The sequence below is a fragment of the Bacillus sp. CGMCC 1.16607 genome, from assembly GCF_042683745.1.
GTDB lineage: Bacteria > Bacillota > Bacilli > Bacillales > Cytobacillaceae > Pseudoneobacillus.
Genome location: NZ_JBHUJX010000018.1, coordinates 259,465 through 276,124, shown reverse-complemented (window position 1 = coordinate 276,124; position 16,660 = coordinate 259,465). Strand labels below are relative to the sequence as shown.

The following is a 16,660-nucleotide window of genomic DNA, read 5'->3' as shown; positions in this document are numbered from 1 at the left end:
AAAGAATCTGGTAGAGGTAAAGAAAAATGGACTTCTATTCGATTTGAACGATTCTTTGTTAGCGAGTAACGAAAGGAGTTTTATTAATAAAGTGCAAAGTCGCAAATCACAAATGAGTTTTATAGAAGAAAACTTGGGTGTTCTCTCATTAAAGAAAATAGCCCAACGCTTAGGAAAACCTGTTAAATCCTTAGAAATTACGCTTTATAAAAAAAAGGGTTCTTCCAATACAAAAATCCACACTGGTATGATAACGGCTGGAGAACTTGCCACCATTTTAAAAGTCGATCGTAATACGGTGATTGGCTGGATTAGCCGCCATGGTTTAAAATCTACACGACGTGTAACCAACAGTAAAAAAAATTTTACCTTCATTGATATTCTAGATTTTTGGGATTGGGCTATTGAACATAAAGAAAAAATTGATTTTTCAAAAATAGAGCCAGATACATTGCCGCCACATCCGCATTGGTATGACATCGAACGAAAAAAGACAAATACAGTTTCAAATTATAAATGTTGGACTAATCTGGAAGAGAAACATCTACTGAATTTAATTAATGAAGGTAAAACATACGATGAGATCGCAATGTTTTTGGATCGATCAGTCTATTCCATACAAAGAAAATATGGTCGATTGAAAAAATTATTTAGGACACAATCATAGAGTATGTGCTAACCCCAAAAATAAAGCGGTGTACATAATCTAGTATTTTATAGATTAGAGGAGAATCTCAATGAATAGGCTTAGAAAAATGAGTTTTGCAAAGAAAAACCTACTATTTTCGGTTGGAAGTATTTTGGTTGTTAGTATTGTATTAGGATTGACAAGTTATTTTTTACAAGACATGTTGGCTCAGAAAGAACTTAGAAGGAATACAATAGATACAGGAAGTTTGTGGTCCAGTGTTTTTAGTCAAGATGAAGTTCAAGAAGCAAAGGAAAATCTCGATATTGCAAATGCGGCGCAAGAATCCGTTTCCTTTAAGCTGAATCAATTAGTAGATCAACATGAAGCAACTGGTAATAGTTATTTTATTTCACCAGAAATTCAAGACAATAACATAATTTTGGTTATAAACGCTTCTAAAGCTCTTTTTGAAAGTGGGGTTACTCCAGGTTTCGAATACGAACCAGGTGGTGCTTTTCTTGAGGCGGCAAAACAAGCGATGCAAAGTAAGAAACCAACAACGACAGATATTTATAAAGACGAATTTGGAGATTGGATGACAGGAATGGTACCAATCATGGATGAGTCAGGAAATATTATAGCTATTTTCGGATATGATATCGATGCTTCATCCATCCTAAAGACAAAACAACAATTGATGATGTTGATTTCTATACTTACAGGTGGGTTGGTTCTTGTTTTTGCACTTATTCAATATTTTTCATTAAAAAAATTACTAAAACCGATATCTTTACTTTTTGTCGCAATTGAACAAGTAAGTAAAGGTGATTTCACAACAAAATTGGACTTAGATAGAGAAGATGATCTAGGACAGTTGACCAAAAACTTCAATGGAATGGTCGACAATTTAAAGACTTTATTCTCAAAAATTAAACTCGCATCGGATGCTCTTGGAGAATCATCAAACAAGATTGTTTCCGTGTCTGAAAGTACTTATAAATCAAGCAATACAGTATTGACTTCGATTAAGGATGTCTCTTCTCAGATGGATACACAACTAATAGGAACAGAAGAAAGTACCGAAGCGATGAAAGAAATGGCCATTGGAATTCAGCAAATTGCTAATATGGCTAGCACGGTTTCTGAGAAATCTCAGGTAACTCTTGAAGAAACAAAGGAAGGTAGTAAATTAGTAGAAAATACAATTAATCAAATGAATACGATTAATACAAATGTGAACCATTCGGCAAAGGTGATTGAACAATTAGAACAACGCTCGAATGAAATTGGTCAAATTCTTTCGGTCATCACCTCCATTACTGAGCAAACGAATCTTTTAGCCCTTAATGCAGCGATCGAAGCGGCAAGAGCTGGAGAACATGGAAAAGGATTTGCGGTCGTAGCTGATGAAGTTAGAAAATTAGCAGAGGAATCACGAAGCTCAGCCGAAAAAATATCCCATTTAATTATCGAAACGCAAAGGGATACAGCATCAGCAGTGACAACGATGAAGGAAGGCATACTTGAAGTAGCCTCTGGAACGGAACTAATAGAACAACTTGGACAAACCTTTCAAAAAATCGTCACTGAAACGGAAAGTGTAACAAGCCAAATTCAAGAGGTTTCAGCGATTTCTGAACAAATGTCCGCAAGCTCAGAGGAAATTAGTGCATCAATCGAAGAGATTTCCACGATTGCTGGTCAAACAGTTACAACCTTTAGTGACTTGACACAAATCTCACAAGATCAAATCGAGTTAATGAATGAATTAACTGCCTCATCCTCAACTTTAAAGGAGTTGGCAGTGGAGTTGGATGATAACACTGCTAAATATAAGTTGTAATGTTGAAGTAAAAAGCTGAGAAATTTTTCTTGGCTTTTTATACTTTTTAAGGCTTCTAAATTAAAATGGAATTACCCTTTCCTTGATATGTTTTCATTCCTACTACGCATTTGATGGAAGGAATATGCTTTTTTCCTTCTACGCTAGGGAAAAAAGAACAGGATGACTGTAAATCGATGTTTTTATTCCGATAATAAAAGTAATACTTAATAGCACAATAAACTTCTTGAATAATGGTGATTGAATGAATTCAAAAAAAATTACGATACAAGCTCTTATTATGGCTTTAACGGCATTTGCCATGATAGGTACTTTACTTGGAAGTATCCTTTCAAGTGTGATCGTAAGTAAACAAAATTTAGAAAGTAATTATTTAAATGAAAATCAGTTTTATGCTCAAAAATTAGCCCGTACTACAGATTCACTTTTTAAAAATATGAAACAAACTTTAAAAGTAGGGGCAAATGAGGTTGCGAACCTAACTAAAAACAAGAAAGCCTTGTATTCTGAATTAAATCAAATATATGGTTCAACTGATTTCTTCAATTCGATTATCTTTATTGATCCAAAAGGTATAGTTATTTCGACAGCGCCACATCTTGATTTAGAAGGAAAACTGCTAAATTCTATTGCGGCGAAGGAAGCATTAAAGAAAAAAGCACCATTAATCTCACAGCCCTATTTAGGTTTAACTGGCCGACTTATTATCCTTGTTTCAAATCCAGTTTTCGGTGAGAATGGTGAATATTTAGGGTTTATTGCTGGAAGTATCTATTTGGAAGAGGAAAATAGCCTTCAAAATACTTTAGGTCTTCATCCAGAGCATTTAAGTAATTCATATGTATATGTAGTAGATTCTAAGGGGAGCATTATTTATCATCGGGATGAGAATCGAATTGGCGATAATGTAAAGGAAAACAAAGCAGTTAAACAAGTTATAAAAGGTAAGGATGGTAAGCTTGAGCTTATTAATACAAAGGGAATACCGATGTTTGCGGGATATGCCTATGTTAAATCGAGTAAATGGGGTATTGTTAGTCAAACTCCGAAAGATTCGATAAAGAAACCGACAACGATTATTGCAAAAGAAGTAGGGAAATTCACGATACCATTTATGCTTTTTGTGTTTTTGGTTACATTTATTTTGCTAAAGAGAATTGTAAATCCTTTAAGGATATTAGCAGATTTCGCTCATAATATCATCAATAAACCTTCAATTCCTTTGCCAACTATACCGGAAAGCTTTTTTGAATTGAAGGAATTAAAGAAATCGATGTTCATTATGATTGAATATTATAAAAAGCAAATTCACGTATTTGAAAAGGAAGCCATTCTTGATCCCTTAACAGAATTATATAATCGTCGTGCTTTTAACAAACAAATTAGTGAGTATAATGATTACTCACTAGCTCTGTTCGATATCGATTATTTTAAATCGGTAAATGACGAGTACGGACATTTAATGGGGGATAAAGTCTTAATCTTTCTTGCTGACCTAATAAGAAGGGAAACGAGAGATGAAGATTTGTGTTTCCGTTTTGGAGGAGAAGAGTTTCTTATTTTATTCCCTAATACTGATTTGGATGAGGCTTATACCATCACCGATCATATTAGAAGTCAATTAGAAACGGCGACTAGTCCGATTGGAAGGTCCATTACTATTTCAGCTGGAGTAGGAAATATGCCAAAGACAGCCATTCATCATACTGAATTATTTGATCTCATTGATCAAGCATTATATCAAGCGAAGAATGATGGTAGAAATCGAGTCGTAAGAGCGGATGGTCTTAAAAAATATTAATAAATATCCTTTTTCTGACTGCCACCAAAGACGTATTTGGTGGTGGTTTTTTGTATAGGAAATAATAAATACTCGCATGTTCGTTATTTAATTTATAATTAATACCAAAACCTGTTCAAAATATTCTATTTCATTAGTTAGGAGAATTTGTATGACTTCCATCCTCGTTATTGAAGATGATCAGACGTTAGCGTTCGGAGTAAAATATGCTCTTGAGAGGGAGAATTGGTCAGTTTCAGTTGTGACCTCTTTAAAAGAAGCAACGGATTTTTTGGAGAATCATACTCCAGAATTAATTATACTTGATAATCAATTACCAGATGGTTATGGTCTGGATTTTTGCGGAAAAATTCGCTTAGCTTATAACATCCCGATCATTTTTCTAACTGCTGCAGATGATGAGATTGATATTGTTAGAGGGCTAGATGCTGGTGCAGATGATTATGTGACGAAACCTTTTCGAGTGATGGAACTTATTTCAAGAATAAAATCTGTATTAAGAAGGTCTGTTAAAGCAACTCCCTTACAAAATCAAAGGCTGAAGTCAAAGGATATTATCATTCTATTAGATCAACAAAGAGTAGAGAAACGTGGAATTGAAATAAATCTCTCGTATACAGAATTTAAACTGCTCTTAACCTTTATGCAGCATCCCGATCAAGTATTGACAAGAGAAATCCTCTTAGAAAAGCTTTGGGATATGGATAGTCAATTTATTGAAAATAATACATTATCCGTACATATTCGTAGATTACGAGAAAAATTAGAAGACGATCCATCTTTACCTAAATATATCGTTACCATAAGAGGAACAGGGTATAAATGGTATGAAGGAGAACCATCTTCATGAACAAATCGATCATTGTAAATAGGGAGATACGACAGTATACCTTACTATTAAGTTTTAGTATTTTACTAGCCATGGTCATTGTTTCTGTATGTTTTATTCATCTATTCCAAGCGATCCACCAAGAGTGGAACAATCGAAATATAGCTATAATAGGTAACATAATCCAGCAACATCCTGATTTAGAAAGAGAGATTGTTCCTTTTTATACAAAAGGAATGTCAAAGAAAGATTATGAAGTTGGAATACGGGCAACAGTAAAATACGGACTAACGAGTGAAGATCCTCTTTTTTCCAATTTATTTTTACATAATCGTTTCAATCAAGCGATGACTTGGGCGATCATCATTATTTTATGTTTTTTTGGTGTAACGACTTTTCTAGCGTTTCGAGTATTTAGGTACATTTATCGCAGAATAAATGAAGTAACAGCAGAAGCCGAAAAAATAATGGATGGAGATTTTCGAACCAATCTAAATGCTTCTCAAGAAGGGGATATTCCAAAGTTGAATTTTCAGTTTAACCAAATGGCAAATCGGTTAGAGCAAACACTCGAGAGGCTTGAAAAAGATAAAGAAAGGTTAAAACGTTTTTTTTCTGATATATCCCATCAACTGAAAACGCCCTTAAGCTCCTCATTATTATTTCATGATTTATTAAAAGGGGACGATCTCGATAATGAAACGAGAGAAACCTTTATCGATAAAAGCAAATCCCAACTAGAACGAATGCAGTGGTTGATTCAGACATTACTAAATATGTCGAAAGTAGAATTTGGGAACATGGATTTCGAGTATCAAAACAGGAATATGATGGAGTCTATTGAAGATGTCATTCTCTCCCTTCAAAGTAAAGCGAACCTAAGAGGGATTCACTTAGAGCTGGAAGGATTCGAAAACGAGATTTTTTTTAACCATGATGTTAGATGGCTTTCAGAAGCGATTAGAAATATTGTAGACAATGCCATTGATTATAATCGGGAAGATGGGTTTGTAAAGATTCAAGCTAGACAAACAAATAAAATCATACAGATTAATATTATTGACAATGGCTATGGAATGGAAAAAACAGATATTCCACATATATTTGAACGGTTTTACCAGGGGAAAAAACCTAGTCATTTTGCAAAGCATGGTACAGGATTGGGTTTGTCATTCGCAAAGATCATTATCGAACAGCACAGAGGTCATATTGAAGTGAATAGTAAGATAAATGAAGGAACGGTATTTACCTTAACATTTCCAAAAAACGAGAAGATGACAAAATTGTAAGCTTTGATTTCACCTAAATGTAAGGTAGTCTCTGTAAAATAAAAACATATTTCAAATTGGAGGCTATTATGAACGTAGTAAAAACGGTAAATTTAAGTAAATCTTATGGGAAAGATAACGCAAAAGTAAATGCGCTTCATTCGACTAATCTAGAAATTAGTCAAGGTGAGTTTACAGCAATTGTTGGAACAAGTGGATCAGGAAAAAGTACATTGCTTCATTTGCTTGGTGGATTGGAAACACCGACGACTGGAGATGTTTTCATTGATGGTCAAAATCTATATTCCTTAAAGGAGAATGATTTAGCTATTTTTCGGAGAAGAAAATTAGGGTTTATTTTTCAACAGTTTAATTTAATTCCTGTGTTAACGGTCGAGGAAAATATTACACTCCCACTGTTATTGGATAATAAAAAAGTAGATAAAACCTATATTCAAGATTTAATTCACTTTTTAGGATTAGAAAATCGAAAAAATCATCTTCCTAATGCGTTATCTGGTGGTCAACAACAAAGAGTGGCTATTGCGCGAGCTTTAGTTGCTAAACCGTCAATTATTTTTGCAGATGAGCCAACTGGAAACTTAGATACTAAATCTAGTACAGAAGTGCTAACCTTATTACGTGAGTCTATTACTAGATACCATCAAACCTTAATCCTCATCACACATAATAAAGAAATCTCTTACCATGCAGATCGGATTATTACGATTGAGGATGGACGAATGATCGGTGATGAGGTGGCTAGAGGGTGAAACGGTATACTGGTCTCATTTCAAAATATTTAAAGCATCAACGTAAACGAACGTTGTTAACCATCATAGGAATTGTCCTTTCGGTTAGCTTAATGATCTTTTGCGTTATTTTCGTCCATCAATTAAAAGAAACCATCTATGATTCTACCAAATACAGTACGGGATTTTATCATATGGAAATTGTCCAACCTAGTGAGGAACAGCTTCACGCATTGAAAAACCATTTAAAGATCAATAAAGTTGGCTCTGTTTTTTATAAAAATGGAAAAATGAAAGGCTTCGATGGCAACATTCGTTTAATGACACAGGATCAACAGACGACTGAAATTTTTAGAAATTCAAGGTTATTGCAAGGGAAAATGCCAGCATCAACTACAGATATTGTATTAGAAGAGTGGATTATGAACGATTTAGATCTTGAATTGAGAAATAAAGTAATCATTGAAGGACAAGCGTACCAAATAGTTGGAATCATGAAATCACAACTTGACTCAAAAAGTAAAAATACATCTTTAGGTGTAACTAAAAGTCTTCAGGCATTAGGTAATCAGCAGGAGGTAGTTTACGTTCAATTCAAGGAAGAATATATTGAAAGTACTAGTGATTTAGATAAGATGATTAATGACTTGACTAAAACGTTACATTTAGAGAGAGTTCAAAAAAACGAAATAGTTTATAAGGCTTTACAGGAATATAATCAACCAAACTATTCATCTCTATTCTTAATCATTGTTAATTTAATCGTTCTCATTTTAACGATTAACAATATTTTTAGTATTTCCGTGATTGAAAAGATCCATCAGTATGGAATATTAAGATCGATTGGAACAACACCACGACAAATAAGAAAGCTAGTTTTAGGTGAAGCGCTATTATTGGGAGCTATTGCTATTCCAATTGGTGTTGCGGTAGGTCTCTTTGCACAGCGTTTACTAGTCTACATATCATTTTTCAAGAATGCATCTACATTTAAAATACCATTGCTATCAATAGGGATCATTGCAGTGATCAGTCTCGTTACAATCATTATTTCTGCATACAGACCTGCATTAGCGGCCGGAAGAATATCCCCTACCCAGGCAATGAAAATGAATAGAAATTTGGTCATAACGACGAAAACTTTGAAAAAAAATAAAATAGGGGGAATATTAGGAGTAAGTTTTATCGTTGCATGGAGAAATGTATTTCGTAATAAGACTCGATTGCTTGTGACGACCCTTTCCATGTCGATAGGAATGGTACTCTTTGTTTTAAATTTCTCCTTTTTTCAAACGCAGGATCCCGCTTCTTTAATTCGAAGCAATTATTTATGGGACTCTAACTACTCTCTCCAATCTAGCAATGGTTTTTCAAGTCAAGACATAGATGACATTCGGAATTTAGTTACAGATTCGAAAATTTACGGTTCAAAATACATCGATGGCTATATATCAATAGAAAAACACCAAGTGACATCCGACTTTTTAAAAGAATTACAGAATTCCAGTAGTTCAAAATGGGAAGGAGAAATCATCTCTACCTCCCGAATCTATGGATATGATAAGGAACTATTAAATAAAGCAAATTTCTATATGGAAAAAGGAAAAATAAATGAAGAAAAGCTCCGTACAGGGGAAGAAGTCTTAATCGTTGAATCTTCTAGAAACCCTAAGTTAAATATCAATGTGGGAGATAAAATAATAATTGGATTAGAGCAAAATAATGAAAAGACCGAGAAATGGGTGAGTGTAGGTGCCATTTTATCGGATTATCCAACCTTTGGTGAAGTAAAGGGCATTAAGATCGTTAGTCATCATACCTTTTACGAATCTTTCACGCAACAACATACGTATAATCGACTAGATCTTATATTAAATGAAAATAGTAAAAACCATCCGAAAATATATAATACTCTACTAAATTATTCTAAAGAAAAAGGTTTTAGGCTTAGATCTTTTTATGAAAATATACAAAGTATTGATTCTGATTTTCAGGTATTTAAGAAGTTAATGTATGGTTCTATTCTCATTATTGGGTTAATAGGTGTGTTCAGTATTTATAATGTCATACTAACTAGTCTTTTATTAAGGTCAAATGAATTTGGGATGCTAAGGGCAATTGGAATGACCATGCGTCAATTAAATAAAATGGTTGTTTGGGAAGGGGCAATTTACGGACTAATAAGCATAATCTTAGGAACATTCTTATCAATTGTCTTATCTTATGTACAATTTCTATTTGTTAATCATTTTATGAATGGATTGATTCCTTTTTGGAAATTTCCTTTTGAAGCTTGTCTATTTTCAGGATTAGTATGTTTAGGGATTAGTAGTATCGTTGCCTTATGGTCCTCGAAAAAATTAAAGAAATTTAGTATTATTGAAACAATAAGAAATGTGGAATAAGGCATTAGCTGCTAATAAAGGGGTGAAAGGGATAGAATACCAAGTTAGCAATGGGACTATAAATTATGAAACAATTGGTGAGGGTTCTTCACTTCTTTTCCTTCACTCGATGGGAACAGATCATCGCTCGATGAAGGCATGGGCAGAGCCTATCTTTGAGAATATGGAAAATATTAAAAGAATATATATTGACATCCCCGCTCATGGGTACAGTAAGATTAATCACAACTTACAGTCAACTAAAGATATTCTTAATAATCTGCTAGAATTTATTGATGGACTTCTACTTGAAGAATCTTTTTCAATAATTGGGCATTCTTTTGGAGGATACTTGGCACAAGGAATCATGCATAATCGCATGGATATGGTAAAAGGGATTTGTTTAATGGCATCTGCTCTTCATATCAAAAATCGAACTTTACCTGAAAAAGTAGTAATTGAAAAAGATGAGTCGCTCCTAGACGGATTAGATGCGGATATACGGTTAGCCTTTGAAACCTTAATGATCTATCAAAATAAAGAAAAGTTAGAACTTTTTTTAAAAGAGATACAGCCTGGTAGATTGGTAGCAAACCGTGATTTTTTGAGTTCCAACTGGAAGGAAAAGGGGTACTTTCTTTCGGAAAAGCCCTTTGAACAAATTTCAAATATAGTCCAGCCAACACTCATAATTGCTGGTAAACAAGATTCAATTTGTGGGTATAAGGATTATGTGACACTTTTGGATCTTTTTTCAAATTCTACTGTAGCTTTTATTGATGGAGCAGGGCACATGATTCAAATGGATAAAAGGGAACTTGTACAAGCATTAGTAAAAGATTGGCTTAATAAAATTTATTTATGATACATACAGAATTCCCTTTGTGTACGGAATGCGAGTATTCTAGTTTTGATAAAGATTTTTTAACTTTCGGGTCAGATATAATCTGCTAATGAAACATAAAATAATATTTGTAAAGAGAGGTTACATTTCAATGAAGATGTATCAAAGCTTTCACTACCCAAGCATTGAAACGGAAAGAGTTTCGCTTAGGGTGTTATCTCTTGATGAAACAGAGAAAGTTTACAAGCATTTTAGCGATAAAAATATTACTGAATATATGGATATTGAACCTTGCAAGGATCATGTAGAAGCCGCGGAAATTATTACATACCATCTTGAGGATTTAGGATGCCGCTGGGGTATGTATGATAAGGAATATGATGATTTTATCGGAACATGTGGATTTCACTATATTAGAGAAATGGAAGAACAAGTGATTGCCGAGGTTGGATATGATTTAGCAAAGCCGTTTTGGGGAAAAGGGCTAATGAATGAAACCATGAAGGCTTTAATTGATTTTGGCTTTAATTGCATGAATTTAGATGTTATTGATGCAACGGTTGATCCACAAAATGAACGATCCATTGTCCTGATGGACCGATTAGGATTTACAAAAGCGCCAGAGCTTGTTGATGGACTGATATATTTTTCATTAAAAAAGAATTGAGTGGGAAGTTCATAGATTGGTGAAGCGATGAATCCAGATGTTTTCAATTATATTGTCATTATCTCTATTTCCGGTGTTTTATCATTAGTATTAGGAGCTTTTGCTTACGCAAAAAGACGAGCTTTTTCTGGAAGTATCACCTTAATGTTCATTTCGGTCTTTTCTGCCATTTATACGTTTGGACATGCTTTTGAGCTGGCAAGTAACTCTCTTTCAGAAATATTATTTTGGATTAAGTTTCAATATTTAGGGATGCCCTTCATCTCGCCTAGTAGTTTAGTATTAATCATGCAATATATTGGTCTTGAAAAATATATGACTAGAAAAAAATTGATGATTTTATTCGCCATTCCAGTTTGTACTTTCTTGATGCTTCTTACGAATGAATATCACCATCTTTTCTATCAATCGTATATATTCCGTCAAGATACTTCTGCCCTTCTCGTAGATTTTAAAATTGGATTATGGTATATCATTCATGGTAGTTATACATTTGGCTGTCTTTTAGTCGCTGCTATTTTACTACTTTCGCATTGGAAGAATGCAAAATCAGCGTATTGGAAGCAATTGACTACCATGTTATTAGGACTATTGATTCCTATGATCGCGTCTTTCCTCTATTTAATAGGTAAAGCGCCTTATGGAATGGATCCGGTTCCTATTGTCATGTGTTTGACTTCTGTTCTATATATTTGGGCGATCTTTTCTAATAAAATGCTCGTTATTGCCCCGATTGCAAAAGAGAGAGTATTTGAAAGCATGAGGGATGGTGTTCTCGTTCTCGATCTTTCGAATATGATCATTGATTATAATAAAGCGGCCTTACGAATATTTGAAAATCTTCATCATTCCTCGATTGGAAAAGAATTAGAATCTGTAGTGGGGAATGAATTGGAGGGATTTTCATCCTCGTTATGGTTAGATGAAGAAGATTATTCAGAGGTACTTAAAAGAAAAAGTGATTCTGCCTATTACCAAATCTACTCTTCACCTGTATATAAGAGTAATGGGCAATTAGCGGGGAGAACAGTGATCCTGAGTGATATAACAGAAGAGATTCTTCTGAGAGAGCAGCTAAAGGAGCTGGCATTTAAGGACGGATTAACGAATATTTTTAATCGAAAATATGTTATGGAAAAAGGTAATGAATTACTTAATCAATCCAATCTTCTAAATAAACCATTATCAATCTTGCTTTTTGACATCGATTTTTTTAAAAGTATTAATGATAACTACGGTCATATCGTAGGAGATGAAGCCATTCGCCATATTGTTTCCATTTGTAATCAGCATCTCAAAACGGAATATCTATTTGCCCGTTACGGTGGGGAAGAGTTTATCATTTGTTTACCATCAGTCCCTCTTCATGAAGCGGTCACATTTGCTGAAACTATTCGTCGTGATATTGAGAATAATGAGTTGATAACAGAGAATCATGTTATTTCAATTACCGCTAGTTTTGGGGTGGCTGATAGAAAAGAGTTTTTTACTTCATTAGAGGAACTCATTGATGAAGCAGATCAAGCATTGTATTTTGCGAAAAAAAGCGGCAGAAATATTGTTCGCTCATTCAATGAATTAGCTTGTGAAGAACAAGAGATTATATTAAATACGTAATGCAAAGCTAACGAAGGTTGAAAGACCTCGTTAGCTTTTTTTGTGAGTTTTAAAAAAGTCTTTCAGGGCAATAATGGAAATTAGTAGAAATTTAGAGGGGGTGCAGGGAGTGAAAGAGGAACTAAAGATTTTTTATCACATTTTCACAACGACGAAGGATGCCATTGAAAAGTTTATGAATATGCTCGATCCGGTAATTCAAAACGCAACTGATGACCATGAGAGATTGTATTACCATCATATATATGAAGAAGAGGAACAACGGTTATCTCGTTTGGTGGTGCTTATTCCACTTATCAGTAAGTTCGAACAGGATAAGGACGAGTCAGATTTTACGCCAACGAATAATGAGTTTAACCGTTTATTGCAGGAATTAAATCTTGAAAAATTCGGGTTACATAATTTTGTCGAGCATCTTGATTTAGCGTTGTTTCGATTTAAGGATGTGGAGCGGAGTACACTACTTAATCAATTAAGAGAAGTATCCTATAAGGATTATCAGCAAGTGAAAACGATGTTAAATGAAATCAATAGTCGTTTTGACCACGATTACGTTGATCCGCACGCACACCATGATGAGCATCATGATCACTTAGATCGGTCCACTTCTGTAACAACAGTAGATATTGGATCCAAACAGAGAAAAGGTTTTACGGTTGGTAGTTTAATTTAGAGAGGAAAGAGATTATGAATAAGTCACAATTATATCCAGATGCACCGTTAACATCTAATGATTTTACTCAATTAGATAAAACGGTTATAGATGCAGCTCGCAGACAATTGGTCGGACGGCGCTTTATTGAATTATACGGACCTCTTGGAAGAGGGGTACAAAGCATTTTTAATGATATTTTCACAGAAAGCCTTGAAGCAAAAATGGATTTTCAAGGCTCCTTTGATACGGATATTGAGTCCAGTAAACGAGTGAATCATACGATTCCGTTATTGTATAAAGATTTCGTTCTGTTCTGGCGTGATTTAGAACAGGCGAAAGTTTTGGATATTCCGATTGATTTTTCAGTAGCTGCGAATGCGGCACGCGATGTGGCACGATTAGAAGATCAAATGATTTTCCACGGTGCTAAGGAGTTTGACATCCCTGGATTGATGAATGTTCATGGACGGTTAACCCATTTACTTGGCGAATGGTTAGAATCGGGCAACGCGTTTCAAGATATTGTTGATGCTAGAAGTAAATTACTTGAAATGAATCATAATGGACCATTTGCTTTAGTGCTGTCACCAGAGCTTTATTCACTCTTGCATCGGGTACATCGTGATACAAATGTGCTTGAAATTGAGCATGTTCGAGAACTAGTAACAGATGGTGTATTCCAATCATCGGTGTTAAAAGGGAAGACAGGTGTGCTGCTCAATACAGGGCGTAATAATCTTGACCTTGCCGTGTCAGAGGATTTCGATACTGCTTATATGGGACAGGAAGGGATGAATCATCCGTTTCGTGTATATGAAACGGTCGTATTACGAATCAAGCGTCCATCAGCTATCTGTACGTTAGAAGACCCGGGAAGGTAATGCTCATTGGATAAAAGAGTGTTTACAGTGGGTTCACTTATTCCTGGAAATGTTAATCCTTTAGAGAGTAGCGTTTTTGAACCTACTCCACTAAAAGTTGAAAAAGTAGGATCGCCTAAAATCGTGATCATGCAAAATGAGCAAAGCTATGAGATTACACCTTTAAAAGGAAATTTATTAGAAGTAGCATTAGCGCAAGGAAAACCATTGCAGTATAAATGTCTCAAAGGAACTTGTGGTCAATGTAAGGTGAAGATTGAAGATGCGCACCGACTATCAAATCCGAATGAACAAGAACAAAAAAAGCTACAAAAGGAGTTAAACGAAGGCTATCGCTTGGCATGCCAGGTGCAAATCTATTAGAAGGGTGTCATAGTGCCTGCGAATTGTGAAAAAAGGAAAAGGAGCTCATTAAGAAGTGCTCATATTGCTCGCCAACCCAGAAAAAGGGAAAATGTGGTCACTAAGAAGTGCTCTTATTGCCCGCAAACCGAGAAAAAGGGAAAAAGCGGTCACTAAGAAGTGCTCATAGAGCCCGTAACCCAGAAAAAGAGAAAAAACGGTCACTAAGAAGGTATCATAGCTAAATAGAAAAACGAGGTTTCATCACGAAACCTCGTTTTTTTCTATGCAAATAATCGATTATTTAGATGAACTAAATTATCTTCCACAGGAAATGGAAGGGAAATATTATGCTTGTTAAGTTCTTTCACGCTAACGTCGCGAACAAGCTTCAATGCTTCTTTTTTAAATGTTTGAGTTACAAATCCGGCATTTATTTCACATAATTTTTGTAAGTATTGTAATGTATCGCGAACCATCATTTGTTTAATATATAGGTTATTGAGCTGACATATTAATTTATGCTGTAATCCTTTAATGACTGCAATTTGATCAATATGGGCAATAATATTTACCCCATTTTCATCAATAAATCCGACGGAAACATATTGGCCTTTAGAGATATCAACATTTGTAAAAACTGGGTGAATGTAGATTTCACCAGAAGTTAATCGAATTTCATCTGCTTCTGCCGCACCGCCTATTTTCCGATGATTTGAAATAACGGTATAAATATCCTTCAACCCAAAAAGCATGTTAAACATGTTGTTCCCCCCGCTGATACATCTTGTTGTTCTTACCAAGAATTTTAAAGATAATGAGAATCATTGTCAATAGGGTTTTCCTTCCTAAATGATGACGAAAATGTGACGTGCTAAGATGCCAAAATAATAAAGAGTTTCGTTGATTTATATAGTAAAATATAGAAAAGGAAACGAGAGGAAAAAAATCGTTATGAATTCAATTGACATAAATAAACGAATTAGCATCTTAGATTATTTAAGAGGGACAGCCTTGATCGGAATTATTCTTGTCAATGTCTTACCGTTGCTTTTGGTCACGACCCCCTCACCACACACTTTAGATGCAGCTTATCAAAGATTTCTGTTCTTATTTATAGAAGGACGATTTTACACGATATTTTCCTTTTTATTTGGAGTTGGGTTTTATTTGTTTTTATCGCGGGCTAAGGAAAAAGGGAAGAATGGCACCGCTTTATTTTTGCGAAGAATATTGGCGATGTTTCTTATGGGAGTTGTACACTTTACTTTTCAGCCAGGTGAGGCATTAACAGTTTATTCGGTTTTCGGGCTTTTTGTCTTACCTTTTTACAAAGTGAAAAAAGAAATAAATCTCGTGATTGGAATAGCTTTTCTCGTTCTTTTTAGTTTAATCTCAGCAAAATTATTATTGGTTTTCCCATTGATTTTACTAGGACTGACTGCTGGGCAATATCGGGTATTTGAAAATTTACCAAACCAAAAGCAAAAGCTTATTCCAATGACAGTCATTTTATTTGTATTGAGTGGTATCGCTCTATTTTATCAGTGGAAAAATGTCCCAGGGAATCCATTTGATTTCATGAATTTAGGTGGAATGGATGATCGGAATATAGAGCAGTCTAATACGTTTAAAAATATCGGAATCATGGTCGGACCGATTGTCTCAGCCTTTTACATCAGTCTCATCTGCTTACTGTTACATTGGTCATTTTTTCAAAAGATATTGTTACCGTTAAGAAATTACGGACGAATGGCATTAACAAACTACGTTTTGCAGACGGCTTTCATATTATTAGCCGGTCAGTTGTTTAATCTATACGGAAACATTTCATATGTGCAATCACTCTATCTTTGTTTATCCATTCTTGTCATTCAACTAATCTTTAGCAGCCTGTGGTTACGATTCTTTCAATTTGGGCCACTTGAATGGATTTGGAGGATGGTAACTTACTTGAAAATCCAACCAATTAGAAAAGAAAAATCTTGATTTAATATTGGAAATCATTTAGTATTTTATGTACAAAATGGAAGGTGGCTTTGAGCAGATGAACAATTAATCCTATTTTTTGAAAAAATTCGTTATTCATACGATCTATTTTTTTCTGAATGGGGTTAGTTTGTACATTTATATACAAAGCCAATTG

15 protein-coding genes and 1 pseudogene are annotated in these 16,660 nt (G+C 34.6%); 15 read left to right on the top strand and 1 reads right to left on the bottom strand.

Translation table 11 applies throughout. The features are described from left to right. Window positions 1-91 precede the first annotated feature (91 nt). The 14 genes and pseudogenes from ACFSO7_RS11555 (at window position 92) to ACFSO7_RS11490 (ending at window position 14,535) form a co-directional block, all read left to right on the top strand. Window positions 92-667 (top strand): DNA-binding protein, encoded by a 576-nt coding sequence (locus ACFSO7_RS11555; RefSeq protein ID WP_377877463.1) that lies wholly within the window; start codon window positions 92-94, stop codon window positions 665-667. Between the two features lie 70 nt (window positions 668-737). Next, window positions 738-1,532, top strand: a pseudogene (locus tag ACFSO7_RS11550) (HAMP domain-containing protein); the annotation flags it as partial. Next, window positions 1,527-2,474 (top strand): methyl-accepting chemotaxis protein, encoded by a 948-nt coding sequence (locus ACFSO7_RS11545; protein WP_377877639.1) that lies wholly within the window; start codon window positions 1,527-1,529, stop codon window positions 2,472-2,474. The pseudogene ACFSO7_RS11550 and the gene ACFSO7_RS11545, both read left to right, overlap by 6 nt. 244 nt (window positions 2,475-2,718) lie before the next feature. Continuing rightward, window positions 2,719-4,275 (top strand): sensor domain-containing diguanylate cyclase, encoded by a 1,557-nt coding sequence (locus tag ACFSO7_RS11540; protein WP_377877462.1) that lies wholly within the window; start codon window positions 2,719-2,721, stop codon window positions 4,273-4,275. A gap of 151 nt (window positions 4,276-4,426) precedes the next feature. Next, window positions 4,427-5,125: a response regulator transcription factor gene (locus ACFSO7_RS11535; RefSeq protein WP_377877461.1), complete on the top strand. Its 699-nt coding sequence runs from the start codon at window positions 4,427-4,429 to the stop codon at window positions 5,123-5,125. Further along, on the top strand, window positions 5,122-6,393 hold the full coding sequence (locus tag ACFSO7_RS11530) for a HAMP domain-containing sensor histidine kinase (RefSeq protein ID WP_377877460.1): 1,272 nt from the start codon (window positions 5,122-5,124) through the stop codon (window positions 6,391-6,393). Before ACFSO7_RS11535 ends, ACFSO7_RS11530 begins: the two co-directional genes overlap by 4 nt. Before the next feature lie 68 nt (window positions 6,394-6,461). Next, window positions 6,462-7,145, top strand: a complete 684-nt coding sequence (locus ACFSO7_RS11525; RefSeq protein ID WP_377877459.1) for an ABC transporter ATP-binding protein — start codon at window positions 6,462-6,464, stop codon at window positions 7,143-7,145. Beyond that, window positions 7,142-9,529, top strand: a complete 2,388-nt coding sequence (locus ACFSO7_RS11520) for an ABC transporter permease (protein ID WP_377877458.1) — start codon at window positions 7,142-7,144, stop codon at window positions 9,527-9,529. The genes ACFSO7_RS11525 and ACFSO7_RS11520 overlap by 4 nt, the downstream gene beginning before the upstream one ends. A gap of 31 nt (window positions 9,530-9,560) precedes the next feature. Continuing rightward, entirely contained in the window at window positions 9,561-10,373 is an 813-nt protein-coding gene (locus ACFSO7_RS11515; RefSeq protein WP_377877638.1) for an alpha/beta fold hydrolase, read from the top strand. A gap of 130 nt (window positions 10,374-10,503) precedes the next feature. Then, on the top strand, window positions 10,504-11,019 hold the full coding sequence (locus tag ACFSO7_RS11510) for a GNAT family N-acetyltransferase (protein ID WP_377877457.1): 516 nt from the start codon (window positions 10,504-10,506) through the stop codon (window positions 11,017-11,019). Between the two features lie 27 nt (window positions 11,020-11,046). Then, window positions 11,047-12,636, top strand: a complete 1,590-nt coding sequence (locus ACFSO7_RS11505) for a histidine kinase N-terminal 7TM domain-containing diguanylate cyclase (RefSeq protein ID WP_377877456.1) — start codon at window positions 11,047-11,049, stop codon at window positions 12,634-12,636. A gap of 109 nt (window positions 12,637-12,745) precedes the next feature. Then, a complete protein-coding gene (locus tag ACFSO7_RS11500) occupies window positions 12,746-13,309 on the top strand; it encodes an IMEF encapsulin system ferritin-like cargo protein (protein WP_377877455.1) in 564 nt (187 codons plus the stop codon). Between the two features lie 14 nt (window positions 13,310-13,323). Beyond that, on the top strand, window positions 13,324-14,172 hold the full coding sequence (locus ACFSO7_RS11495) for a family 1 encapsulin nanocompartment shell protein (protein ID WP_377877454.1): 849 nt from the start codon (window positions 13,324-13,326) through the stop codon (window positions 14,170-14,172). Window positions 14,173-14,178: 6 nt separating this feature from the next. Further along, on the top strand, window positions 14,179-14,535 hold the full coding sequence (locus ACFSO7_RS11490; protein ID WP_377877453.1) for a 2Fe-2S iron-sulfur cluster-binding protein: 357 nt from the start codon (window positions 14,179-14,181) through the stop codon (window positions 14,533-14,535). 263 nt (window positions 14,536-14,798) lie between these two features. On the opposite strand, the gene ACFSO7_RS11485 is transcribed toward ACFSO7_RS11490, so the two are convergent. Continuing rightward, window positions 14,799-15,278: a hypothetical protein gene (locus ACFSO7_RS11485; RefSeq protein ID WP_377877452.1), complete on the bottom strand. Its 480-nt coding sequence runs from the start codon at window positions 15,276-15,278 to the stop codon at window positions 14,799-14,801. Between the two features lie 190 nt (window positions 15,279-15,468). Between ACFSO7_RS11485 and ACFSO7_RS11480 the strand changes: the two genes are divergently transcribed. Then, a complete protein-coding gene (locus tag ACFSO7_RS11480; RefSeq protein WP_377877451.1) occupies window positions 15,469-16,503 on the top strand; it encodes a DUF418 domain-containing protein in 1,035 nt (344 codons plus the stop codon). Window positions 16,504-16,660 lie beyond the last annotated feature (157 nt).